This is a genomic window from Microbulbifer maximicatervae (SeqCode), assembly GCF_052467615.1.
Genome location: NZ_CP174319.1, coordinates 3636987 through 3662802, shown reverse-complemented (window position 1 = coordinate 3662802; position 25816 = coordinate 3636987). Strand labels below are relative to the sequence as shown.

General features: G+C 46.9%; 20 protein-coding genes. 10 read left to right on the top strand and 10 right to left on the bottom strand.

From position 1 onward, the window contains the following. The first annotated feature begins 421 nt into the window (after window positions 1-421). The 5 genes from casA (at window position 422) to cas6e (ending at window position 5409) form a co-directional block, all read left to right on the top strand. Window positions 422-2023: a type I-E CRISPR-associated protein Cse1/CasA gene (gene casA, locus ACJJIM_RS16225; protein WP_444911468.1), complete on the top strand. Its 1602-nt coding sequence runs from the start codon at window positions 422-424 to the stop codon at window positions 2021-2023. Further along, on the top strand, window positions 2023-2601 hold the full coding sequence (gene casB / locus ACJJIM_RS16220) for a type I-E CRISPR-associated protein Cse2/CasB (protein WP_444911467.1): 579 nt from the start codon (window positions 2023-2025) through the stop codon (window positions 2599-2601). Before casA ends, casB begins: the two co-directional genes overlap by 1 nt. Window positions 2602-2784: 183 nt before the next feature. Continuing rightward, window positions 2785-3861 carry a type I-E CRISPR-associated protein Cas7/Cse4/CasC gene (gene cas7e / locus ACJJIM_RS16215; RefSeq protein ID WP_444911466.1) on the top strand — a complete coding sequence of 359 codons (1077 nt, stop codon included), beginning with the start codon at window positions 2785-2787 and terminating at the stop codon, window positions 3859-3861. Window positions 3862-3869: 8 nt separating this feature from the next. Next, window positions 3870-4628 carry a type I-E CRISPR-associated protein Cas5/CasD gene (gene cas5e / locus ACJJIM_RS16210; protein WP_444911465.1) on the top strand — a complete coding sequence of 253 codons (759 nt, stop codon included), beginning with the start codon at window positions 3870-3872 and terminating at the stop codon, window positions 4626-4628. A 10-nt stretch (window positions 4629-4638) separates the two neighbouring features. Then, window positions 4639-5409: a type I-E CRISPR-associated protein Cas6/Cse3/CasE gene (cas6e, locus tag ACJJIM_RS16205; protein WP_413663212.1), complete on the top strand. Its 771-nt coding sequence runs from the start codon at window positions 4639-4641 to the stop codon at window positions 5407-5409. Window positions 5410-6192: 783 nt separating this feature from the next. Here the strand turns inward: cas6e and ACJJIM_RS16200 are convergent. From ACJJIM_RS16200 to ACJJIM_RS16190, 3 genes are all read right to left on the bottom strand, one after another. After that, the gene (locus tag ACJJIM_RS16200) at window positions 6193-7551 is read right to left on the bottom strand and encodes a hypothetical protein (protein WP_444911464.1); all 1359 of its coding nucleotides are present in this window, start codon (window positions 7549-7551) and stop codon (window positions 6193-6195) included. Between the two features lie 343 nt (window positions 7552-7894). Then, the gene (locus ACJJIM_RS16195; protein WP_444911463.1) at window positions 7895-8398 is read right to left on the bottom strand and encodes an endonuclease V; all 504 of its coding nucleotides are present in this window, start codon (window positions 8396-8398) and stop codon (window positions 7895-7897) included. 43 nt (window positions 8399-8441) lie between these two features. Further along, a complete protein-coding gene (locus ACJJIM_RS16190) occupies window positions 8442-9176 on the bottom strand; it encodes a tetratricopeptide repeat protein (protein WP_444911462.1) in 735 nt (244 codons plus the stop codon). A gap of 236 nt (window positions 9177-9412) precedes the next feature. Here ACJJIM_RS16190 and cueO point away from each other — a divergent pair, with 236 nt between their 5' ends. Then, window positions 9413-10984 carry a multicopper oxidase CueO gene (gene cueO, locus ACJJIM_RS16185; protein WP_444911461.1) on the top strand — a complete coding sequence of 524 codons (1572 nt, stop codon included), beginning with the start codon at window positions 9413-9415 and terminating at the stop codon, window positions 10982-10984. Between the two features lie 20 nt (window positions 10985-11004). Here the strand turns inward: cueO and ACJJIM_RS16180 are convergent, their stop codons facing one another. Beyond that, entirely contained in the window at window positions 11005-11439 is a 435-nt protein-coding gene (locus ACJJIM_RS16180; RefSeq protein ID WP_282931385.1) for a helix-turn-helix domain-containing protein, read from the bottom strand. A gap of 22 nt (window positions 11440-11461) precedes the next feature. On the opposite strand from ACJJIM_RS16180, the gene ACJJIM_RS16175 reads away from it, so the two are divergent. Both ACJJIM_RS16175 and ACJJIM_RS16170 read left to right on the top strand, forming a co-directional pair. Further along, window positions 11462-12973 carry an MFS transporter gene (locus ACJJIM_RS16175; protein WP_444911460.1) on the top strand — a complete coding sequence of 504 codons (1512 nt, stop codon included), beginning with the start codon at window positions 11462-11464 and terminating at the stop codon, window positions 12971-12973. A gap of 282 nt (window positions 12974-13255) precedes the next feature. Continuing rightward, a complete protein-coding gene (locus tag ACJJIM_RS16170; protein ID WP_444911459.1) occupies window positions 13256-13762 on the top strand; it encodes a hypothetical protein in 507 nt (168 codons plus the stop codon). A 109-nt stretch (window positions 13763-13871) separates the two neighbouring features. Here ACJJIM_RS16170 and ACJJIM_RS16165 read toward each other — a convergent pair whose 3' ends face one another. Beyond that, complete coding sequence (locus ACJJIM_RS16165; protein WP_444911458.1) at window positions 13872-14825, bottom strand: hypothetical protein; 954 nt, start codon at window positions 14823-14825, stop codon at window positions 13872-13874. Window positions 14826-15671: 846 nt separating this feature from the next. Between ACJJIM_RS16165 and ACJJIM_RS16160 the strand changes: the two genes are divergently transcribed. Next, window positions 15672-18113, top strand: coding sequence for a glycoside hydrolase family 19 protein (locus tag ACJJIM_RS16160; protein ID WP_444911457.1), 2442 nt, complete (start codon window positions 15672-15674; stop codon window positions 18111-18113). 147 nt (window positions 18114-18260) lie between these two features. Here ACJJIM_RS16160 and ACJJIM_RS16155 read toward each other — a convergent pair whose 3' ends face one another. The 5 genes from ACJJIM_RS16155 to ACJJIM_RS16135 form a co-directional block, all read right to left on the bottom strand. Then, window positions 18261-19076 carry a NosD domain-containing protein gene (locus ACJJIM_RS16155; RefSeq protein WP_444911456.1) on the bottom strand — a complete coding sequence of 272 codons (816 nt, stop codon included), beginning with the start codon at window positions 19074-19076 and terminating at the stop codon, window positions 18261-18263. 395 nt (window positions 19077-19471) lie between these two features. Further along, window positions 19472-20695, bottom strand: a complete 1224-nt coding sequence (locus ACJJIM_RS16150; RefSeq protein ID WP_444911455.1) for a hypothetical protein — start codon at window positions 20693-20695, stop codon at window positions 19472-19474. A gap of 278 nt (window positions 20696-20973) precedes the next feature. Beyond that, window positions 20974-21138 carry a hypothetical protein gene (locus ACJJIM_RS16145; RefSeq protein ID WP_282931392.1) on the bottom strand — a complete coding sequence of 55 codons (165 nt, stop codon included), beginning with the start codon at window positions 21136-21138 and terminating at the stop codon, window positions 20974-20976. Window positions 21139-21266: 128 nt separating this feature from the next. Continuing rightward, on the bottom strand, window positions 21267-22625 hold the full coding sequence (locus ACJJIM_RS16140; RefSeq protein WP_282931393.1) for a hypothetical protein: 1359 nt from the start codon (window positions 22623-22625) through the stop codon (window positions 21267-21269). Between the two features lie 511 nt (window positions 22626-23136). Continuing rightward, window positions 23137-23247 carry a hypothetical protein gene (locus tag ACJJIM_RS16135; protein ID WP_444913399.1) on the bottom strand — a complete coding sequence of 37 codons (111 nt, stop codon included), beginning with the start codon at window positions 23245-23247 and terminating at the stop codon, window positions 23137-23139. A gap of 1177 nt (window positions 23248-24424) precedes the next feature. Here ACJJIM_RS16135 and ACJJIM_RS16130 point away from each other — a divergent pair. After that, window positions 24425-25264 (top strand): right-handed parallel beta-helix repeat-containing protein, encoded by an 840-nt coding sequence (locus ACJJIM_RS16130; protein ID WP_282931394.1) that lies wholly within the window; start codon window positions 24425-24427, stop codon window positions 25262-25264. The last annotated feature ends 552 nt before the right edge of the window (window positions 25265-25816 follow it).

Genomic DNA, 25816 nt, shown 5'->3' with positions numbered 1-25816 from the left:
GCTTTTTTGTATCTGTTGATTGACAATTGATATCAATAGCTGATGCAGGCTAAGGGGTGGGGGAATTGTCTGTACAGGAATATTCTCATATAGAGAGGCGAATGGGATTAATACCCTTATCTTGTGTGTGGTCTATGCGATAACTGAGCACTTTTCTTTGTGTGAGGTAGTAGGCGCTACCCTGATTTCCGGTGCGGAAAGTGAGAAAGATGCCCAGACTTGAGCCAGATCATTTTTCCCCAGTCAGAGTGGCATAAGGTAACGGAATTAGTGTCCCGGCAGTGACGCTGAGAGATTGAGCACTCAATAAATGAGGCAGAGGCGCTCGCACTGCTCTGAGTGTAACTGTTCCCTCTAGCTCTTGAAAAAAGCATGGCTATAGCAGAGTAAGAGGGCGGAGACTGGATCAGGGAGGATCGTGGTGAATTTGGTTGAAGATTCCTGGCTGCCAATTATCCGGCGATGCGGTATGCAGGAAAGAATTGCTCCTTGGCAAATTGTCGAGGTGGATAATCCTGTCGTAGATATTTGCACGGTACGACCGGATTTTCGCGGGGCGCTGTTCCAGTTTTTAATTGGCCTGTTGCAAACAGCTTTTGCACCTGAAAGTGTCGATTATTGGGGAGTCTACTGGAAAAAGGCGCCTACTGAGGAAACACTGAAATCACGGCTGCAAAGCTACGCTCCCAATTTTGAATTGTTTCAAGAGTCCGGGCCTGCATTTATGCAGGACTTGGAATTGAGTGTGGGGGAATCAAAGTCGATTGCCGCCCTACTGATTGAGGCGCCGGGCAGTAAAACCTGTAGAGATAATCAGGATTTATTTATTAAGGGCGGTAGGGTGCAGGGTGTATGTCCCAGCTGTGCCGCTATTGCGTTATTTACGTTGCAAATTAACGCCCCCTCCGGAGGCGTGGGGCATAGAACCAGTTTGCGTGGTGGTGGCCCTTTGACCACATTGATAATGCCAGAGGCAGAAGATGCCAACCTTTGGCAGAAATTGTGGCTCAATATCTTGCCACGAGAGGAGTTTGGGGCGAGGTCTGAAAGCTCTGATAGTTGTATCTTCCCCTGGCTCGCTCCCACTCGCCTCTCTGACAAACAAGGTTCCTCTACGTCTCCCAATGATACCCATCCCCTGCAAATGTACTGGGGTATGCCGCGCAGGATACGTCTCTATAGCCCAAGAGAAGGCAAGGGTTACTGCGATCTTTGTGGAGAGCAGACGAGTCAATTAATTCGGGAATATACCACTAAGAATTATGGCATTAATTACGAGGGTCCCTGGATTCATCCCCTGACGCCCTATCGACGTGATTCCAAGAAAAAAGCCCCACCCTTGAGTTTGAAAGGTCAACAGAGTGGTCTCGGTTATCGGCATTGGTTGGGGCTTATGTGGAATGACCATTCAAATGGCGATGAAGCGAGCCGGGCGGTGCGCTTGTTCCATGAGGAATATGCGGAAATTCTCGAAGAACTGGATTCGAATGTCGATGTGCGCCTGTGGGGATTTGGCTATGACATGGACAATATGAAAGCGCGTTGCTGGTATGAACAGGAAATGCCAGTACTGCCTATTTCCCCCGAGTACCGGTCGCTATTTATTCAGCTGGCAGGGCAGCTTTTAACGGCTGCAAAAGATACTTTGAAAGAGCTGCGATTTAGGGTAAAGGCTGCCTGGTTTAATAACCCTAATGAGGCTAAAGGGGATTTTTCATTTGTCGATCAGGCGTTTTGGCAGGCGACGGAAAGCCAGTTTTATCACTCGCTCAAGCAGTTATCCCTCGAATCCAAGAAATCCCTATTTACACCTGCACCGGTGGCTATTGCCTGGGCACACACACTGAGAAAAACGGCTTTAGCGCAGTTTGACCATTGGTCAATGGAGGGCTCTGCGGAAGACCTGAAATTGCAGCGAGTGACTCGGGCGCGACGTCTTTTAAGGAGTAAGCTCGCCAGCCTGGCAAGTTTAAAGACTCTGGATAATACAGCCAAAGTTGAGCAACAACAGGAGGAATTGTGATGGCCGGATATCAATATCTTAGCGATACAGATGTGAGCCGACTGCGCGAGTGGCACCGCTGGCTCAATGACAGAGCTGGCCGGGCCGACCGAGCGCGTTTGCGCCGTGCGGTAGAGCCTATGGATGTAATGCCTACTCCCGCCTTTATCCGTTTTTTAAAGGATATGCCTGAGCGCTGGCAGAAAGATGAGCAAATTCGTATCGAAGATGCGGCTCTGGTAGCCACCGTAATTGCACACGTAAAAACTGATAACACCAGCAAAACAATTGATGTTGATAGCAGCGAGGCTATGGATGTCAGTTTTGCCCGGTCCCTGGCTATGCCCCGGGAGAGAGGCGGGCGCCCCCCTTTAAGTGAGCTACGTTTTTTTCAGTTGCAAAAAAGTCGCGATACGGCTGAGTTTTACCGCCGCATAGTACGGGCCCTGGCCCTGCTGGATGGCAGAGCAAATATAGCTTCTCTTGCCAATGATTTGCTGCACTGGCAAAGAGAGATGCGCACGATTCCAGCACGGCATCCACAGGAACGCCTGGCTGTGCGTTGGGCAACTGATTACTACGCCGTATTACCAGACTGAGAAGTATTTAGAGAATTACAAATTAAAGGGGTCTTAGGGGCCTAAAAATATTTTAAATGCTATTCCCATAACAACACTAAGCACAGAGCAAAGCCAGACCGATTGACAGTGACTGTTGATCAGATACTTGAGAAATGAATCGAAGTAATGTGATGGCCTGACGGTCGCAACAAGGAGAGATTTATGAGCCGCTTTATTCAATTGCATGTATTGACCGCCTATCCCCCTGCGAACCTGAACCGGGATGACTTGGGGCGGCCAAAAACAGCGAAGATGGGAGGTTGTGATCGCCTGCGAATCTCTTCCCAGAGCCTTAAGCGTCACTGGCGAACGTCAGAGTTGTTTCAGCAGGTATTGGCAACGGAGCAGGGGGATAGCCTAATTGGCACCAGAACCAAGCGTCAGGGGGTACTGGCCTATGAGATTTTATTGGAACTGGGCGTCTCTGAGAAAAAGGCCAAATTGTGGGCACAGAAAATTGCCGAGCAATTCGGTAAGTTAAAAAAGCCGGAAAAAGATAACCCTCTGGCCGATTTGGAAATCGAGCAGTTAGTTCACCTGAGTAGTGCTGAGCAAAATGGGATCAATGCACTACTGAAAACCTTGGCAGAAGAGGGGAGGGAGCCGGAGAAGACAGAGTTGGATTTATTGCGCAAGGAAAACATGGCGGTGGATATCGCCTTGTTTGGCCGTATGCTCGCTTCCAAGCCCACCTATAACGTGGAAGCGGCGTGCCAGGTGGCTCATGCACTCTCGGCTCACTCTGTAGTGATTGAAGATGATTACTTTACTGCGGTAGACGATTTGAATGATCGCAGCGAGGATGCCGGTGCCGCTCACTTGGGGGAGGCGGGTTTTGCTGCGGGACTATTTTATTCCTATATCTGCATTAACAAAGAGCTGCTAATTGAAAACCTGGGCGGGGATAAACCCCTGGCCGATCGAGCTGTAGCTGCGCTAACTGAGACAATCCTTAAAGTTTCTCCCAGCGGTAAACAAAACAGCTATGCCAGCCGTGCCTATGCCTCTTATGTCGTGGCCGAAGCCGGTGACCAGCAACCGCGCTCTCTCTCTGCGGCCTACCTGAAGCCGGTTGATCGCTATAGCGAGGATTACGCTCATGACGCTATTGATGCACTGCAAAAGCAATTGCAGAGTTTCGATAAGGTGTACGGGGATTGTGCCGATAGTCGCTACGTTCTCAATGCCGTAACTGGCGAAGGTAATATCGAGGAACTTTTGGCCTTTGTCAGCGAATAGGTGGCGCTATGGAATACCTAGTATTTCGTCTTTACGGTGCCATGGCTTCCTGGGGGGAAGTGGCTGTGGGGGAATCCCGCCACAGTGCACACTACCCGGGTAAATCCGCTATTGCGGGGCTATTTGGTGCGGCACTGGGGATACCCCGGGAGCGAGAGGACTTACACCAGAGCCTGGCCCGGCAATATCGCCAGGCGGTGAAGGTGCTGAATGTCGGTACTTTGCTAAAGGATTTCCACACGGTGCAGGTCCCAGATTCCGCTGGCAAGCGCCGCTACCATACGCGCCGGGATGAGCTGGTTGTAGGGAAAGCGCGTCTGGGAACCCTGTTATCCCGCAGGGAGTATCTGGTGGATGCGCAGGCGATAGTGGCCCTGAGATCCTGTGAAGAGGCTAACTGGTCTCTGGCGGAGCTGTGTGAAGCCCTGGCCCGGCCAAAGTATCACCTCTATCTGGGGCGAAAAGCATTTCCCCTTTCAGCCCCCACTGCCGCACGGGTGATCGGTGCGGATAATTTCCGCAGCGCCCTGGATCATTATGAATCCCCGGAGTTGCTGGATTACCAACCGGAATGGGCCCGGCAGGAGCGCTGGTTGCCCACTGAAGAGAGTTGTCGTTACTACTGGGAGGGTAGCTTGGATGATTTCTCTGCGGAAGATGGAGTGTTTTCAGCAGGATCTGTACAGCGGCTTAGCCGTCTCGATCAGCCCCTATCTCGCAAGCGCTGGCAGTTCCAGCCGCGTATTGAAAATCTCTGGCAGTCATAAGGGAGCGGCTATGTATTTATCCAGAGTTCAACTATCTCCCTCGCTGGCGGTGCAGAAGCAGCTGGCACGGTTGCTCAGCGAAAACAGCTACGGTATTCATCAAATCTTGTGGGATCTTTTTGATGGTGATGAGCGTTTTTTATTTCGTGAGGAATCCTCGCGGGAACAGCTGCTTAGCAAACGCAATCTACCGGTGTATTACCTGCTGTCTAAAGTCCGGCCTGCGCAGGACAATCCGATATTTTTGGTAGAGACAAAAATCTTCGAGCCCCGTTTAAACCCCGGCGATCGGCTGGCCTTCCGCCTGCGGGCGAACCCTACAGTTGCTCGTAAAACTGAAGGGCAAAAGCGCGGCAAGCGGCACGATGTGCTGATGGATGCCCAATACCATTGGTTGAGGGAGCAGTGCGAATTGCATGGTTTACCTGTTGAAGGTGGCAAAGGGCAGCTGAAGCAGAGCTTGGTGCAGGAAAAGCCGGAGCAGTTTGACCAGGGGCAGATTGAAACCCGGTTACAGGATGTCAGCCAAACTGCCGCCCGCAGCTGGTTAATTCACCGGGGGACGCGCCTCGGATTTGATATTTACCCACCAAAGCTTCACTGCAATGGGTATCGTTGGAATTTGTTACATAAAAAGCAGCGCGGTGCTGGTTTCAGTTCTGTGGATTACCGGGGAGAGCTTTTGGTTACTGAACCCGAATTATTTATAAAAAATATTTTTGCGGGTATGGGGCCGGCCAAAGCATTTGGTTGTGGATTGATGTTAATCCGCCGAATCTGATTGGGATAAATAGAGTTGTTATACAACTGGAAGTGTTTGAGAGCGAGGGCTGGGATTCAAAAATATCGGCAACGATACTGAGACTTTAGAGGATAGCAAATAGGCATATTTAGAGAGTTCCCCGCATCAGCGGAGATAAATCGACCGGTGAGATGATGGTCAAACCAGCGTCATACTGTTCCCCGCATATACGGGGCTAAACCGGAGGGTATCCTGTTATACACTCCTTTCCGAATAGGTTCTCCGCTTAAGCGGAGTTGCACCGGTAATTGCGCAATAAGGCGATCTTAACTGAGGCTGTTCCCCGCCCAGGCGGGGTTAAACCGTGGAAAATCGTCAAAGCTGCACGGTAATGATTCGGGCTATTCCCCGCTGCTGCGGGGGTAAACCGAGTGTGGGGTTGGGTTGTGCCGACACCTGAGTTTGTTCCCCCGCTGGGCGGGGCTGGACCGTAGCCGATAGCGCACGGACATTAGTTCTGAAAATGTTTCCCCGAAAGCTCGGGGATGCAATGGGGGTGTGCTATGATCGCGCTCCTTTTGCGCGACTGTTCCCTGTTTGTACAGGGGTAAACCGGATAAGGCATAGCCTTAGTGCTTTGCGCAAGGTGTTCCCTGAATGCTCGGGGATAAACCGACGATGGAGAAGTTGTCGGAGTGCATCCTAGTTGTTCCCCGCTCTCGCGGGGCTGCACAGCGACTTTTCCCTTCTTCTTTTTCCTGTAGATTTCGCAATCGAAAGCCCCGCAGTGTATTACCGGGGGCTTCTGAATTTTGGCTGAAATTATTGGATGATTACGCCGGTATTACTCTCGCCGCCGATCTGGAAGTTAAAAGCGCGGCCATTAGAACCCGTCTGAGTAATTTCCTTGGTGTGATTGTTACCAATTTGCAGGCTAAAGGCTGAGTTGGAGTCACCGCTCTGGGTGATGGTGATGTTATTACTATCGCCAAATTGTCGGGAGCTTATTGAAAGAGACTCACCAGCCTGTTCGAACGTTGCCCGGTTATCGAAACCCAATTGACGGGTGAATATATCTACCTCTGTTCCAGCCTGCTCGATATTGGCAACATTCTGCAACCCGGTTTGTTCATTGGTCGCGCTGATCAGTAAGCCGCCTTGATTAATAACAACCACATTATCAATCAGGAACTGTTCGCTGTTCATGGAGTTGAATTCGGCACCCAGCTGGGAACCCGTAATCTGGTTGGTGGTACCGGTCTGGCGTATATCGATACTGCTACTCAATGCGGATTGTTCTAAAGCCGCGTTGTTGCCCCCACCATTTTGGCGCAACTCAAGGGTATTAAAGGCACCGGTTTGGGTAATCGAGGTGATATTGGCATCGCCGAGCCTTTGGATAATCAGAAGGTCATTGGACAGACTGTCTACTTGGGTTGCAAAGGCGAAGTGGCGATTGTTTGTTTGCCGTAAGGTCATACTGCTGCTGACACTGGCAAATTGTGCGAGCCCGCCATAGATATCGCTGCCATCCTGCAGTATGTCCAAGGTGCCATCGATTGTGGCAACCAAGCTGGCGGTGGCAAAGTCGTCCCGATCAAACTGGAAGATTAAAACGGAACTGCCTATATTGCCTGCGGTTTCCTCTACCACGGCACTTTGCCTTTCGCCGTCCTGGAATACAAAAATGCTGCCGTTAGCACTGGCTTCCTGGCGACCAATAAAAAAGTGACTGTCTCCGTCCTGGATATTGGTAATGGTATTACCGCTGCCAAAGCGCTGTTCGATAGTGGAAGCGTTGGAGGTACCGAGTTGCAGAATAGATACCTGGCTGTCGAGAGAGAGTTCTTGGGTGATCTCGGAAGTATTTTGCGATCCGATTTGTGTATTGGTTGCGCTTAGAGAAGCACCACCGGATTGAGATATCGTGGTCTCGTTTTGACTGCCGATCTGGGAGCTCTGAATACTACTGTTAATAACAGCGCCACTTTGAGTGGCGGTAGCGGTATTAGTATCACCTATTTGGCGTTTGATAATAGTATTGCCGAAACCCGCTTCAGTTTGATCGGAATTTACTGAGTTACCTGAACCGATTTGTTCCAAGTCAGTAGAGTTGGTGCCCAGCGCATTGCCGCTAAAGGCAACCAGTGCGAGTGTTGCAATACTGGCGCATAACTTCATGAGTAACTCCTTTACTACAAAACTTCCAAGGAGCCCATTCGGGGCTGCTAATGAATATCGTCCACTCGCACTTCACAAGTAGACATCAAAAACTACGAGCCGAATACATCAGTATGGGATCTTAGCTACTTCTAGCCGTCTATCTAAGCGCCAAATTATCCCTAGGGGATAAACGGATGCCAGGTAGCTTTTACTTTCAGTAGCTATTTCCCGCCGAATAGAAAAATTATTGCTGGCATCGAAGGGGTAGGATATGAGAAATAAGTATTGAAAATGTAGGAAGAAAGTCCCAGGGATGTGACTGGGAAATGGCGGCGATAACTGCCTTTCATTCTCTCGGGAATTATCGTGGGGACTTTCGACACTCGCGGTCCACGCGTTTCAATAAAGTGGGGATACGGTGGTCTCCATGCATCTTTTTCATCAAATTTTTGGCTTCCGGCAAAGGGAGACCGAGGCTGCTGATATACAGCGGTTTTATACTTTTTCCCCGCAGCAGCTCCGCCTCTAAAGGGGTGTCCTTAAACGGTTTCTTGGCGACACCGATGATGGGAACTTCCTGCTGGAGAGCAGAGTAGAGATGGGCACCCAGACCCGGTTTTTGTTCCCCTCCGAGAAATACATAACCATCGATAATAATCAGTTCTGCTTCTATCTTGTGCTCCTCGATTAGGGTGAGGATACAGGGGAGTTCTCGCTTGTAGAAAGCACCGGGCTCATAGGCCAAGGTACTCTCTATTTTACTGAGATAGAGTTGCTCGGGCTCAGGAGCTGACCAATTCTCAAAGCCGACCCCGGCTACCATTGCTCCGGGGTCCCGGTAATCTACATCTACCGCCAAAATCATATTGGGAGCCTTTTTTTCCATTGAGCCGAATGTTGTGATTGGTTCAGGATACTTCCAGTTTTGCCTGCTTTAACAGCTGCTTATGAGTCGCTTTGTAGTGCTTGCCCAGTGTTTTGGATTTATCAAGGATTTCATTGAACAAGACATTGGCCTTTTCCGCCTGGGATTGATCTTTTAAGAATAAGGCAAAGTAAAAAGTCGCTTCTGGTCCGCTGTAGTATTGGTACAACGTTTCATACTCGTGGTAGGCCTCTTTTACTTGCTTCAATGCCGCTAGTGTACGAGCGTAAAGTAAGTGAGCATCCTGATTTTTAAAATCGGGGTTTTTTTCGATTAATTGGTCCAGTGTTTCCTTGGTTAGTTCAAACAGATTGAGAGCAAACTGACAGCGTGCCAACCCAAACATCAGCTCAGGGTCATCCTGATGAACCCCCTGGAGGCACTTTTCATAGAGAGTTTTTGCTTCATGATAAAGGCCACGCTTCACGCATTCATCGGCCATGCGCATAGAGTTTTCCACATTATTGGAGCGGGACAATTCTTGCGCAGCCTGATGGATATCCCGATTGGGATTTAGAGTTTCCCGCACCGTCCTGCGCGCATTTTTGGCACTGCGTGATTGGTTTACTTCCGGCAGGATTTCCAGGACCAGGTAAGCAATAACTCCGGCCATGGGCAGCATCACCAGAACCCAAATCCAAGTGGTGTTGCGCCCGGTTTTGAGCACGTGAATTACAAAAGCTGCCTGAATAAGGATGGATAGAATAAGAAACGGCATAGGGATTACTCTTCTTATTTTCACTACTAACTTTTCGAGGGCAAGGTTAACCGAGTTCGCTTAGAACACAAGGGCTGTGGATCACGGAGTTGTGCACCAGGGTACCACTCTGTATTGAGTGCACAGTTGTCGCAACTTACTACTGGGCCATGGGAATAAGCCGTCTAAGATTTCTGGGGATAAAAATGACCAGTGCCCTAGACACTTGGAGCTATGGCGCATAGGGAGGTGAGCCCATGGCTCAATTGTCGCGACGGGAATTTTGTTTTGCCACTGGCGCATTGGGGGCGGCTTTACTAACAGGGGTGTCGACTTCCAAAGCTGCCCAGGCACAGAAGGGCCGCCGTCAGGCTTTACCAATTCCCCCGGAGTTGCGTGCAGATGGGCAAGGCCGGATTAAATTGGCAGCGCGCCCGGGCAAGCAATCTTTCCTACCGGGGGTGACTACGCGTACTTATGGGTTCAATGGTCCGTTTTTAGGTCCGGCGATACGGGTGCGCAAGGGCGAGAAAGTAACCGTCAGTGTGGTCAATCATCTGCCGCAAAATGTAACTGCGCATTGGCATGGACTGATCGTACCCGGCAATGCCGATGGTGGCCCCTATATGCCATTGAAGCCTGGAGAAACCTGGACCGTAGATTGGAACATAATCCAGCCCGCCGCCACCTTATGGTTTCATCCCCACCTCTACCCGACAACCGCCGAGTTGGTACTCAAAGGCTTGGCGGGATTGATTATTATCGACGATGAAGAAGGCGATGCACTGCCGATACCTTCGCGGTGGGGTGTGGATGACATTCCGTTAGTGATTCAGGATCGCCGCTTCACCGATGATGGTCAGTTCTTCCATCGCTTTAACGAAGTGACGGTTGCGGCGGGCTATTGTGGGGATCGACTTCTGGTTAATGGCGTTATTAATCCGGTGGTCAGGCCACCTAAAGGCTGGGTGCGCTTTCGTATTTTGGATGGCTCCAACGGACGCAACTATCGGCTTGCCACCAGTGACAAGCGACCACTCTACGTGATCGCCAGCGATGGCGGTTTTCTCTCGGAACCAGTGAAAGTGGATGTACTACCTATTGCTGCGGGAGAGCGCTACGAAGTAATGATCGATACCCGCGATGGCAAGCCTTTCGACTTCCAAACACTGCCAGTGCCCCAGCCAATAATGCGCCTGCCGCCATTTGATCAGGCCCACAGTTTTCTCAGTGTGGTGCCTGGAACATCCGAGGGGAAAGGAAAATTGCCGGAGCGCCTGGTATCCCTGCCGCAGATCCCCCAAAACCTGCCACCAATCAGTCAGAAGCTGGTGATGCAAATGAACCGACAGAAGCAGGCGCAAGCAGTGATCGGTGCAACGGGGCTGCCGCAGATGGTTGCCGCAGGTACGACCAACCCCGATGTGGTGGCCAAAGTATTGAAGCTAATTACAGAGGGGCCGGCATTGCCGTTAAAAGAGCAATTAACTGCGAATGCGATTAATGGGGTTTCCTTCGCATTTACCGAGCCCGGGTTTAAGGTTGCGAGGAATAAGGACCTGCGCTGGGAGATCTCTGAAGGACAGGACCGAATGCTACACCCGGTACATATCCATGGCTGCCAGTTTCGAGTCACGAAATACAATAATGCAGAACCGCCACTCTATATGCGTGGCTGGAAAGATACGATGCCCATATCCGATGGCGGCAAAGCGGAAATATTTGTTCGTTTCCCGCTGCCGGCGATGCCGGATATGCCCTACATGGCGCACTGCCATGTTTTGGAACACGAGGACTCGGGAATGATGACAGAGTTTAGTGTCTCCTGACTTTATTCGCTGCTATTCTGTCAGCGTCGCTTCTGTTTCCTGTCTTCCTTATGCTGTAACTTGGTCGCTTTCCTTATCAGGTTTTGGAAGTTGGGGCACTCCAGCTGATTGACCTCGGGACAGTTGGCCACATGGCGTAGCCCATCGCGCATAGCTTCGAGTCGGCGGATATTCTTTTCCAGATCGTCGGCCCTGGCGAGGAGCTGCTCCCTGTCGATAGCGGGGTTGCCATTAGAGGAAAACATCTCGCCAATTTCATCCAGGGAAAAACCGGCGTAGCGGCCAAGGGAGATAAGGGACAACTGTTCTATCACTGTGGCTTTAAAAATTCGGGTAATTCCCCGACGACCACATGACTTTATCAGGCCTTTTTCCTCATAATACCGAAGTGTGGAAGAGGGGAGTCCCGACAGTTTGGAGACTTCGCGTATATCCAGTTCTTCCCTGTTATTCATCGCTTATTGACCTCAAGCTCACTTGAAGTTGTATGCTAGTTTCACGCGTCATTACTGGCAAGTCAAAGTTCAGCTTATGCACACCGCGAAAAGTTATTCCGAAGACCCAATTTCCCAAGAGGCTGCTCAGGTTTCCAAAAGAGGAGTCCTGGTCACCTTGTGTTTGGCGACCTTGCTCGCAGCCTTGGGAGTCAGTGCAATTAATATGGCGCTGCCTGTATTAATCGAGAGCTTGGGGGCTTCCTTCAGTAATACTCAGTGGATTACCGTGGCCTACATGATGTGTATGACTGCGACCCTGCCTATTGCCGGAAGCCTCAGTGACAAGCTGGGTCGCAGGAAATTGTTTCTAAGTGGCGGATTGATATTCACCTTATCGACATTACTTTGCGCGCTGTCTTTCAATGTTTGGACTCTGGTTTTTTTCCGCGCAATACAAGGGGTCGGTGCCGCGATGTTCGTGGCTGTGTCTATGGCTATTGCCAGCGATGTTTTCGATAAAAGTGAAACGGGAAAGATAATTGGATTACTGGGCAGCCTGTCTGCGGTTGGGACTGGCATGGGCCCTATTGTGGGCGGCTTGATTGTCGAAAACCTGAATTGGCAGGCCATCTTTTGGTTGGTAGTGCCGGTGGGATTGGGGGTGTTCTTTCTCGCATATCGAACTCTGCCGGAAAACATAGTCAGCGAAGTTGTTGATGGCAGGAGTCGATTCAAACGCTACCTGGCCGCAGCATTCCTGTTCTTTAGCATTGTTTTTTATACCCTGGCAATTAAACCATTGGGAGAGGGATATTCCGCGGTTAATGGAATTGCTATCGCTCTATCGGTGATATTTGGTGTGGGGTTGTTTTATGTCAGGCAGAAAGTACAACCCCTGCGTGACGGATTTACGGAATCTTCTGGGAAGCAGACATTCTTGGCGAATGTGGCTGGAAACTTTTTGGTGGCTTCATCGGTAATGAGCAGCCTGATTGTAGGGCCTTTTTATTTGACTCTGGCACTGGATCTGGACCTTTTTATCGCAGGGCTGGTGATGACAACCGGATCATTTATGGTGGCTGCTTGTTCAAATCTTGCCGGTCGAGCCGTGGATCGATTCAATAGTAGAGGTATCGTATTACTGGGTCTGGTAATTTTGCTTTGTGGAGCCTTGGGAATGGGACTGCTCAGGGTGGAGCAGGGCTTGGTAGGCTATCTGGTTTTTTCCGTCACTATGGCAATGGGTTACGGAACCTACCTGTCGACAGTTAATACTATGACCATGAATAGCGCCCGGGCCGAAGTTCGTGGGCGTATTTCCGGGTTTCTCAGCCTTTCACGAGGTTTGGGTTTGTTGACCGGAGCTTCAGTGATGAGTGTGATTTTTGTAGGGCTTGTACCCAGCCAGCCCCTGCAAGACATGAACCCGTCGCAGATAGCGGACGGCCTCAATGCCGTTTATCGCCTGGCATCAGTGTTCTTGTTAACCGCATTAACAATACAGATCGTGTCTATTCTTGCCAGCAAGCTTGCTTCTAAAGCGCAAAATTAACGATTACCTCCAGAGCTATAAAGTAAACCCATTAGCGAGTGCTTCGTTTTAGTGAGCACTCGCGGGTATTAATAGCTGCTGGAGCTATTAATACCCATCTCTATTTCCTGATTTATTCCTATTTTCCAGGCCAACGCTTTTACACTTCACCCACGACTTAAATAGCTAAAAATACAGGCACAGATCTGGTTGACTTAAAGCTGGCTTCAAGTTGTATCTTGAATTTGTGGATTCGCAGTAATTTTCAACAAGATATCGAGAGAGCTTTAGGAGGACCAATCAGTGACGAATTCTTTGAGACAGTGTGTTGAAGCACTTAAAGCGAATTGGCAGGGACTTGATACTTCATCAATTGTGAGATGTCGAGAAGCCCTGGGAAAATTGGCGGCATCAAATCCTGATGAAGCATGGTTGGCTGATCTACACAGTCGCCAAGAACCCAGTGTAGAGTTATACCGGGATGAAGATAAGGGTTTTATCTTACTGGCTCATGTGGAGCCTCGTGGGCTCTATCGCCCACCACATAATCATGGCAATGGCTGGGTATTTTACGCGGTGCAACATGGTGAAGTGGAGATGTCTACCTATGGTTTACTTAATCAAGACGATGGTGAACAACTGGTGAGCCGGGGCTGTTATCAAATGAAGCCCGGTGACTGTAGTGCGTTCTTACCAGGGGATATTCACGATACTCATTGCCTTTCCGAATATGTATTGATGTTTAGGTTGACCAGTTGTGACTTTAGCGAGGAGAAGCGTGAGGGACGTCTTAGGGTGTTTGCATCTTAAGCCAGAGTTTAGCTATTGCCCGCTGGCGAGTTGCTAACGGGCAATTATCGATTGGACGGTTCCTAAGCCCAGTACAATCAAAAATCTCGATTAAAAATCGTAATCTCTATTATTGGGATATCATCCCAATATTGCCATTGCCCACTTGACTGGCTGAGATATTTCCATTGACTTCACTCTGTGAAATATCAATAAAATTATCCAGCCCATTTTGTTGAGATAAGGCGAAACTCGAAGTGCCCTCCTGAAATGCAACAGCCTCATTAAACATACCTTCCTGTGTGGTGGTGATGCTCATGAGTTCACCTTCTTGTCGAGAGGAAGAGATATTGTCTGACCCGATCTGACTTGTTTGGGCGTAGCTGTTTTCATTGAATATTTGCCAGAGAGTGGCATTGTTGCCATCACCTAATTGGGTGACTTCACTAGTAAGGGACTCGCCAAAGTTCTGCAAGCTGGTCGCCTCATTTCCTGTTCCGTTTTGTGTCACGGTAGAGGTATAGAAGGTACCGCGTAATTGAATTAGGACACCATCATTCAGCGTTCCTGTTTGGAGAAGTGAACCTGAGTGGAAATCACCACTCGTGGCACGGACAAACCCCATATTACTTTGTCCAGATTGGAACAAGTAGCCTGTATTGCCAGTGGAGTCACTTTGGAAGAGTTCACCGTCATTTAATAGCCCCTCCTGATAGATTTCCCCATTAGTCGTAGTGGTAAGTATCTGGGTACTGAGTGCGGTCTGATTATCACCCAACTGCACAACTTGCACCGTGGTTGAAGTGCTTTCTTCTTGACTGGCGATGGCGCTATTACTGTCTCCAGTTTGTATTTGAAGTATGTAGCCCAAGGATGAATTCACAGATTGCATCGCTTCGGCAGAGTTGGAGCTACCCGTTTGCCTTTGTTCTATTAAGTTATTTTCAATGGTTGAGTCAGCTTGATCGGCTGTTGCCAGATTGCTATCGCCGTATTGCTCTACAGTGGTAGTACTTGTGTCCGCGTGGCTAGTAATACCTAACAACAGAATTGTGGATAAAAAAAGGATAGGGTAAGGCTTCACAAAGATCTCCCTTTGTTGAACTAATCTAAGTTCTTTCCTGTTTGGGGCACGGGGTGCTAGCCAAAGGATAAATGACTGTCATTTGCGGCTTATTACTGCTGATATTGCCGATCTAAAGTGTCGCCATGGAGTAAGGGAAATACTATGGGCCAGAAGTACTTTTATTTTGAGAGAAAAGTCACTGACGAAAGAGACATGAATTGTGAAAAACTGCATTTATCAGTGGTGGTTCCTGGTTAGATTGGGAACTTTTTCTCACTTAGACGATGTAAAGCGCCATGAGCTTTTCTATCGGTGTCTGTTGGCTAGGTAATTATACTTATATTTTTACCCTGTATTGTTATTGGTAAAATTTTTCTCTTTTATGGTTTTATGTAGATTTAAAAACCTATAAATTCCGCTTTTTACGTGCCTTTGATCTTGAGTTTAGACATTTGCTCACTGGCGCACGCGACCTGTGTCGATGTGGTCACGAAATATTCTGTTTAAATCTGGAACCATTCCGTTTGCTATTTATCGAAACTGCTGAGTATGTATGGGGCTAATTGAACAGCGTACAGAAATAAAGTAAGTGTTTGTGATAAATATTAAAGGTGCAGGGGCAGTTGCACCCAGTTGAGTAAATAAAAACGGGGAAGGGAAGTGGGTTCCTTTCAATTTAGAGCATCCTGGCAGTGTATAAATATTGATGCCAAGAATACATGCTCTATTTATTAATGCCTTCCGTTATACGTTATTCACACAAGCTCTCGATCGCTATTTTTGCAAATAATACCTGGCAGTTTGGTATTTGCCTCATCGCGTAAAACTTTAAATAGAACCCTAAAAACGACAATTGGAGATTCTATGAGCCATATTTTTATTCGCACAGCCATAGCATCGGCGCTGATGCTGGGCGCTCAAGGTTTGAGTGCGGCACAACCCGCCGACGACTACGCTGCGGGGCAGAGTTATTCCGGTGGCAGCCAGGTTTGCTACGGAGGAAACTTATATAAAGCTCAATGGTGGGCAACAGCTTCTCAAATTCCCTCGGATGCCCTGACAGCAGAAAACCGCTGGGACTCCCCCTGGATTTTGGAGGAGTCAGGTGCGTGCGATACAAGTAGTGGCGATGACTCCAATTCCGGTGATGGTGATAACACCGATTCTGATGATGATACTGATACCGGAAATAACGGTGATACGGATTCTGGTAACAATGATGATGCAGGTTCCGGCAGCGGTGGTGGCAGTGGTGGCTCCGATGACTCCGATACTTATATTTCCGGTCAAAACTATCGCAAAGGCGAAGAGGTTTGTTACGACGGCGACTTATTTGTTGCCCAGTGGTGGGCTAATGGTGACGACCACCCGACCGATGCATTAACGGCTGAAAATACCTGGGGTTCCCCTTGGCTTCTTAAGGAAGCGGATGGTTGCTCCAGTGATGGCGGCTCAGATGACGACACCGGCACCGGCACCGGTGGCAACGATGGCGGCAGTGATAACGACGATAACGACAACAGTGACGATGGCAGCGATAATTCCGACGGCACTCCGATTACGGTCAGTGCTTCAGTGTCGCAGACACAAATTACCGGTGGTGGCACTGTAACACTTGATGCCAGTGCCTCCGGTGGGGACGGCAATTTATCTTACAGCTGGGCCCAATTATCCCCGGCCTCTCCTGAAGCAGATATTGCCTCTGCGACCAGCGCATCCACCACTGTTACCCTACCTTCAAGCACCTTTGATGTGAGCTATGTCTTTAGCTTGATCGTCAGTGATGGTGACACTACTGAAGAAGCACAGGTTACCGTGCAAAACCTCGCGGTGGACGATACCGATGAAGACGACGATGATGATAATACCGATGGTTCTGAAAGCTCAGTAACCGCAAATATCTCGGCCTCAAGTATCAATGTAGGCTGTAGTGGAACGGTTAATCTGGATGGCTCTGGCAGCACCGGCGGCAGCGATATCTCTTACATTTGGAGCCAAACCAGTGGCCCGGTTGTAAAGATGACCAACTATACCGGCAGCGCTACCTCAGTGACCCTGTCTGAGGTATACAGCGATGTAACCTACACCTTCCAGCTGACAGCTTCTGACTCCACTCAAGCCAGTGATGTGGACGAGGTCTCCATTAGCCAGGATGGCTGTGCCGCAGCCGATGGCTATGTGATGGGCATCAGCGAACTGGAAGCTGCAGAAGAGTCGATTACCAGCAGTGATTCCCTGCTTCAGGAAGTAAAGGATACTGTTGAAACCCGAGACAACGCTGTGGTTGAGGCGGTACAGCCTGGTCGCAGTGCAAACCCAGAAAATGTCCTCCGCGTTGAAAGCATCCTGTCTGAAGAAGACTGGGATTACCTTTTCGCCCTCAGAGCGGAAGAGTACACCTACACTAATTTCCTCCGTGCCGTAGCCAAGTTCCCAGCTTTCTGTGGTGACTATACCGATGGCCGCGATGCCGAGGCGATCTGTCGCAAGTCGATGGCAGTCATGTTTGCACACTACGCCCAGGAAACCGGTGCCCACGCAACAGGTTGGGAAGTGCCGGAATGGCGCCAGGGCCTGTACTGGTTGCGGGAAATTGGCTGGACAGAAGATACTTCCGGCGGCTACGGCGCCTGTGATGCCAGCAGCAGCTGGGCAGCAGAAGCATGGCCCTGTGCGATCAATAGTGATGGTGGCTATAAGAGCTACTTCGGCCGCGGTGCCAAGCAGTTGAGCTGGAACTATAACTACGGTCCCTTCTCCCAGGCGATGTACGGCGATATTTACACCCTGCTGGAAGCCCCGGAATTGGTAGCGGATACCTGGTTGAACCTGGCGAGCTCTATCTTCTTCTTCGTCTATCCACAGCCACCCAAGCCAAGCATATTGCATGTAATCGATGGTACCTGGGAACCGAATAGTGTGGATCTGGCTAATAACCTGACTTCTGGATTCGGTGTTACCACCAATATTATTAATGGAGCGATCGAATGTAGTTCTGGTACTGAAGACTACCGCTCACAGTATCGGATCGAGTACTACCAGAGCACAGCGGAATACTTCGGTGTAGAAATTCCGGCAGATGAAGAACTCGGTTGTGCCAATATGGGGCAGTTCCAGACTGGTGGTGCAGCCTCCCTGGATATTTACTGGGATAAAGATTGGGGATGGTCTGCGGATACCCCAAATAATGAGAGCTACGCATGTCAGTTGGTGAATTACCAGACTGCCTACTCAGCACTGAATGAGGGCGACTATGCCAAGTGTGTTGAAGGCAACTTTGATATGACCATCGATTACCAAGACTAAAAACCAGGGGGCTGAATAGCCCCCACCCAAACCCTTTCAGTGACCTGGTTCTCCCCCGCAGCCAGGTCACTTTTTTATTGCCTTTCCTTCGGTGTTATCTTTCTCTAAACCTATCTACAGGCATATACATTCCTGTTAGACAAAAATTTAATCCAGGCAGCTGGGGTTAGCAGTTGTAAAAGTGTTAGAGATCCATGTATTGGAAGACGTACAGGCATCCGCATTGGCGTCATTAAGGTCGAAGCCAACGCCGAAGCCGCCCGCATCAACTCTGTTGCCAGTGATAAGGTAATTGGTTTGCGCAAACTCCTGCATCAATATGCCGCTAAACATAATATTTAAAACGGTATTTTGCGTAATAATACCCCCGGACGAGCTTCCGATAACGATACCATTCTCTCCTGTTACGAAACTTCCAGTTACTGGCTCTATGGTGTTTTGCGAAACGAGTGCATAGTCCCCTTGGATAACAATAGAGTCCCTCTCGTTATTTACAATTTCGTTTGAAAGTATGCTGTTAAAATCCCCATCGGAAGAGATACCCATTTCGGTATTTAACGAAATTGTCGAACTGCTAACAAAGTTGTTATTGCTGGTTAGGGAAATACCTATTTCGTTAGTTTGCACTAGGATATTGTAAATTCCATGAAATCCCGAGTCCTCTGCGCTGACGCCGGTATAACAATTTTCAATAGTCCCGTTTGAGAGAAAAGCCCCCTGACCAGACAAAATAATGCCAGTATTTAGCACGGGAAGTTCGGCGCAGTGCACGGTAAACCCGTTCATATCCAGATTGCCGCTAGGACCGGATATGGTGATTGGCGGCATAGCAGTGCAGAATAATATGTCTTCTGTCATTGTTTCAGCGGTGGTAATGGTATCGCCGCACTGAACGTCGGCAAAACATAGGGCTGGTAAAAGCATGGGTGCAAAAAATAACGGGAAATATTTTCCTGCCTGCATAGGGTTTCTTCTCTGTCACTTGCTTTAAGGTGGCGTTTAAAAGAGATCTATTGAGCGGATCTTCTGAGAAAAATATAGACATTATTGATTGGAGGGGGAGGTAATAGGTGACGGAGATCAGGCCCGGAAAACGGGTACATATTATCGATATTTGCATAGATTCCAGCCAAACAAGTAGGAATAATTAGCGGCTCAGAACTTCCTGGATGGGCTGTTTTTATACGTGCAGATTACTCTTTTTAATCTGTGGTATTGTGCTCGCGCTTTGTGTATAAGGCGGAAATATACGATAGGTCTAATAAACTATAATGCCGCCGGATATCACAAAGGATATTGGCGGCATGGTGTTACAATATATTCAAGAGCTACTTAAAAATAGGGGTGCCGATTTACTCCTACTGTGTGACCTGGGCAAAGTTGGCGCTGCCGATTTGGATCGTGAAAGAGGAATGACCTTCACCAGATTGTGATATCTCCTTGTAATGCCCTTCGCCGATTTGTAGGAGTGTGATGGAATTATTCAGGCCACTTTGTGAGATCATTGCTTCATTAGAATTACCAATTTGGGCAACATCTGTTCTCAGAATAACGCCATCCTGTTGTAGACTGACGGTATTAGCTGTTCCGATTTGTGCAACCAGCAAGTGTACATCAAGCCCTAATTGATCAGTATCCACTGCATTTTGGCTTCCGAGCTGAGCAATCTCACCACTACTAATCAGTGTATTTTGGTCGGCTTCAACACTATTTCCTGAACCACCTTGGGTTACGATTAGGGAGCCATCTTCAGATAGATTCTGATTAGTAGTTGCTGTATTTAAGGTTCCTAACTGGGCAATAAATACGCTATTAGAGTTACTAATAGTCTGAGTGGTTTCAGCGGAGTTCTGAGTGCCAGTTTGTAATACTTCTGCACTATCAGAATTGGCATCCAGTTGAGAGATCTTTGCGTAGTTATTACCTCCAATTTGTGTGATAGATCCTTGAGCGGAGTCGCTGTCAATTTGGTCAATGCGGCCTGTATTTAATGAACCGACCTGAAGTAGGGTTCCAGTGCTACCTGACCCTAACAGTTGCAGAATATTCCCCGTATTTGACACTCCAAATTGTTGGAGTGTGCCACTAGCAGAGCTTATATTCTCCTGGTAAATTTCCGCAGAGTTTTGTTCTCCCACTTGAGTGGTAATCGATGAGATTGAAGAGGTCACAACCTGTTGCGAGGTAGCGGTATTCGATACGCCGATTTGATTGACGATAATCGATCCGTCTGATGAGCTTCCCTGGCCAGCATTAGCGCTGTTACTATCCCCTGTCTGAGAAGTGTTGATATGCCCATTACTGGTATTTTCCTGGGCAGTCTCACTGTCATTGGCGACACCGATCTGGCTTTGCACGATGGTGCTTTCACTGGTTCCATCAATTTGGAGAGCATCCTCGCTGTTGTTGACTCCAATTTGAGTTTGTACTATTAAGCTGTTGTTAACATCAGAGTCTGCATTATTGGCTGTCGCGGTATTGCCTATGCCAGTTTGGTTTTGGATTACAAAATTGTTTTCGGCAAAAACCACACTGCTGATTGCCAACGCAAGTGAGCTAAAGATAAGTGGTGAGATTTTCATAAGTTACTCCTTTAAACTAAAAATCCCTAAATCATTGTCCGTTCAGTTACTGCTTCCTCCTTGTAAATCGAATTGACCACTGATATCCACTTGAGGCTCTGCCGATGAACGATACTGCATACAGAGCCTAATCCTGTGAGTTTTGGATATAACTATTGCTGCACACTGGCAAAGTTGGCATTACCAATTTGTAACGTAAATGAAGTTTGGTTTACATACACTTTGTGAAATTTCTTCAGAATGACAGCAGCCAATCTGGATTAATATCATCAAATTTCTCAGATCCGTATGGGTATTGTCTGCCTCATGGTACTGCCATTTTGTGTTACAGCGGTGCTCAGAAAGGCCCTACCTTGCTGTGAAGTAACAAAATTATTCTCGGCGATAGCAGCACTGCTGATGGTCAGCGCCAGGGAATCGGTAAGGAAGGAAGAGATTTTCATAAGATACTCCTTGACTACAAAATCTCTATGACAGCATATGGTGATGTTTAGGCGATGTGCTCATTAACTTTTGCATATTGAGTAGGTTAAGATGCCCAAAGGGCACCTTAACGAAAGTCTCTATCAGTCTACTGTATAAATGTAGCGCTATTGCCGTCTCCAAGTTGGGTAACACTGATAGCATCATTAAAGCCAGTTTGCGTAACCGATATGTAGTTACTGCTACCGTCTTGAGATAATGTTGCAGTGTTTTGCATGCCGCTCTGGGCCAACTCAATCAAATTCAAGTTACCTGCCTGCAGCATGGTTGCTGTCTCCATATCTCCATCCTGTGTTGAGGTAATTTCGTTCTCATCACCTTCCTGGGTGATATCCAGTGAGCCACTGAATGCTGATTGGCTAGCTGAAACCATATTCATATTTCCAATTTGTTCAACAGAGGATGTATCCGATGAACCGCTTTGTGTGACAGTAGCATCGTTTTGTGTACCGTCCTGGGAAATAATATTGGAGCTATTGTCAGTCGACGCCTGTAAGGCTGTAGCCATATTGGATGAGCCTGACTGATAAATTTCAATGTTGTCACTGGCTCCTGATTGTGTTGCCAAAGCCATATTATTGTCATCACTTTGGCTAATATAAATGTTACTTTCAAAAGCACTACTTTGTGTGGCAACCGCTGATTGATTATCCCCATATTGGTAGATGGATAATGTATTGTCTGCAGTATCAAAACTAGTAGCACTGGCAAAATTGGAGTCTCCGGACTGTACTACGATAGCACTATCGGAACTTGAGGTGTTTCTGTTAATTGAGGCATTGTTGAAATCACCAACCTGACTTATCAAGTCTGAATTGGTAAAGGAGTTAAGGTGAGATATCCCAGCAGCATTTTGTTGCCCGAATTGAATTGTGGTAGCGCTGTTACCAGAGCTTGCTGTGTTTTGCAATGTAGTTGAAATATTTAAGTCACCGGATTGGGTAATGACTACAATATTGCTGGAACTCGTGTCCTGAGTACTAGTAGCCAGGTTTTGATCGCCATACTGGCTGATTGAAATAGAATCAGAATCTGAGGAGGTTTGTTCAGAGCTGGCAAAGTTAGTGTCACCATTCTGGAGGATTTCACTGCTACCGTTTGAAGCGGTTTCCTGACTGGTTAAAACGATATTGTTATCCCCGACCTGGAGTGCTGATGCCGTAGTGCTGGTTGTGGCATCTTGTGTCGAGGTGACACTATTATTATCCCCCTGCTGTGTTTGATAAATGGCGCCGCTGACATTGCCATTAGTTTGACTGGCATCAGCGTCGTTGTTATCACCAATTTGTGTTTGCACAATAAGGTTATCAAATACGGTGGGATCACTTTGATCAGCTGTCGCGTTATTATCTGTACCCATCTGGTTCTGGATGACAGTATTTTCCGCATAGGAAATCCCACTGATCATAAAGGATAAGGCCGTGGCTATAAGGGAATAGGTCTTCATTGGATAACTCCTTTACCAATTTGGACTTTGGGTGGTAAGCATATACTCTGCCTTTAACATCCATATAAAGGCAGAGTGTTTTTCGTGTTTCTACGAAAAATTATGTGCGGTCAATAATGATTGGGAATCTTAAGTGGAGGCTAGTACATAAAAAATATCACTCTACTACACGATGATATGGTTTAAAGCCATAGGTTGGGTTGTTAGCCATTTGATTTATAGCGTCAGATCAATCAAAGGCTACTTTAATTTTTGTCGATGAATTGGTATGTAGCTATGAGAATTTAGTTTGGCAAAGTTAGGAATAAAGTCGAGTTTGTGTTTTGACTGACTACGTACTGGGCTGATCTATATTTTATAGATTGACAAGAATATAGGGAGGTTGCGCCCTGATGATCACATCAGCTCACCGATCAGCACAGCTTTCGAGACAACCTTGAAAGGGCTAGGTTATTGCTGCTGGTAGTTTGCGCTGTTGTCACCACCTATTCGTAGTATGTCAGCGCTGCTATTAACCCCCAGTTTGCATCATTTGTATAAAGTTATTGCTACCAATTGGGGAGAGTTCGACAGTATTTCGTCTCCCACTCTGGGTTAGACTGAGCCTATGATCGCTACCTATTTGGTGAGTGTAGAGGTGAGTCTCTTCTCCACTCTAAGTGACGTTTAAACTATTAATATATCCCTCCTGCAGTAGTTGCAGTTCGCTACTTGTGCCGCCCAAATTCACTGTTTTAATATTACTACTGCCGAGTTGACTAATAATGACCTCATTATTAGCTGTAGAGATAAGACTAATATCGATAGTGTGCCTGGCCCCAGCTTGTATAATCTCTACTTTGTCATTATCACTAACACTGTGAATTAGAAAAACCTGGTTGTCCGCACCAACTTTCTTGATATAGTCTATTGCCGAGTTTGTCGTGCTAATAAATACCTAGTTTTGATTGGTATCACCGACTTGAGCGGAAAGTGTACTATTATTAGAGCCATTGTTTGAATCTAGTATTGTTGGTTTGTTACTAAATCCTATCTGATGAAATTGCATTTCTCCATTAATAATATTATCTTGTGAACTAGTGGCAGAATTTTCTGTGTTTTTTTGATAGATAGAAATAGAAGCATTTTTAGAGTAGGTTTGAACACCTTGGGCGTTATTTTGATGGTCTAACTGGATATAGTTAAAATGGCTGTTAGTAATGGAGTCTTGTAGTGAACTTCCCTGGTTGCTATCGCCAATCTGGTAGCCAATACTAGTAATATCGCTTTGGTCAGTAGTGGCACTGTTAGCGCTACCCTACTGATACAGTGATGTACTATTTGCTTCAGCCAAAGAATTTGTGGCAATAAATGAAGATAGAGCGACGTAAATACCAGCCTTGGTGTACATGATAATTCCTTTCTATGACCGAACATTAAGTAACAGTTTCCCGAAGTTAGTACTTCTATCATGAGTAAATTTTATATAAATAACCTAAGTTTTTCATAATAAGCTGCATGCACTAGCTGGCGAATAAAATCGTACTTTCCAAAATTGGATCAGAGTATGGTGTTCTGGATTAAATGCTAGTAATCATTAAAAAGTAATTGCGCCAGCTTAAGATTCTATTTTTAATCGTTGCTATCGATATGGCTGCGCTAGCTTCTTCAAAAGAATGACGTAGTTTTTTATTCGTTCGAACGTCAATTATTTTAGGCAATTTTTCTTATGGTGGAAGCTATTATTGCATCCAAACTTAGGGGACTCAGTATCTCTGTGCTGAGATGTATTCTTTATTCTGAACTGATAGGAGTTGGATGTGAAAATTAAGCAGTCTGTAGATAAGGTGGCACTATTAGCGATAATGGCTTTTTCGGCGTCTTCATATTCATCAATTGCCTTGGCTGAAGTGGCTTGTGGCGATGTAATTACAACTGCAGAAGTGCTCACTGAGGACTTATCTTGTGATCTAACTACCGATGAACCTGATGCACTTACTATTGTCGGCCCAAGTGGCAGCTTAAATATGGGCGACTATTCCCTGACCTGTACTACAGGAGGAGATCTAGGTGGTGCAGGAATTCGAATCGAAGGCAATGGCGCCACCCTCACTGGGGGCGTTATAGATGGCTGTTTTGATGGAATTTTCTTAGAGGGAGAGGGGTATCACAAAGTACTTGGTACCGAAGTTGTTAATAGTGTTAATGATGGGATAGATATAGATAGTATTTACAATACTATAAATGACTGCGTTATTACTGATAGTGGTAGAGTCGGAGTCGATATGGATGATGACTACAATACTTTTTCTGGCTGTACCGTAACAGGTAGTGTTGCCGACGGAATCCAGGTGGATGATAGTTTTTCACGAGTTTTTAACAACACTTCAAGTGGAAATGGAGGGGCTGGTATTCTGATAGAAGGATCGTCAAATAATGTGATATCACAGAACACAACTACCGATAATGGCAACGGTGATAGCCAAGATGGTGGTATAGTTCTTATTTTTACTAATTCCAACTTCAATATTATTTCTGCGAACTCTTCTCTTGGTAATGATCCTTTTGATCTGAGGGATACAGTTGACCCTGATTGCAGTGGTACTAATATTTGGGTAAACAATGAATATCTCACTAAAGATCCAGATTGCCTGGATTGATAATTCTTAATAGACAATTTCTTTTCCATGGGCTGTTAAATTTGGTGGTAACGTTTTGTGGAATTTTATAGATCGATTTACTTAATTTTTTTATAAAACTTATCAATCAGCAATCTATTAGGGGCTCGTATATGAAATATATGAGCTTCCTTTATATAGCATAATATAAATATATTTATATCTATTATAGTGAAATGTGGTAGAGGTTTAATTAAAATAAAAATATCTCTAAGGTGAGTATCTTGTAAAGGGCTCTCAGGCGTGTATTTTTCACTTTAAATGTTATTGTATGAATTAAATAATATTTGCATCTAAATGTTGATATGTTTCCATGTATGAGATTTTGATGTGGAAGATTAGATGAGTATTTTAAAAGTTAGGCATTAATAGGATGTTGAGTTGAACAGCAGGTATGCGGTTAGTAAGCATGATCTAAATGTTAAATATATATTCCTAAGTTCACCACTTAAAATACGATGGATGTCTGATGGCGTATATGTAGCCAGGTATTTGAAATTTTCAAGAGGGGACTTTTTTGGAGAGTACTATGTG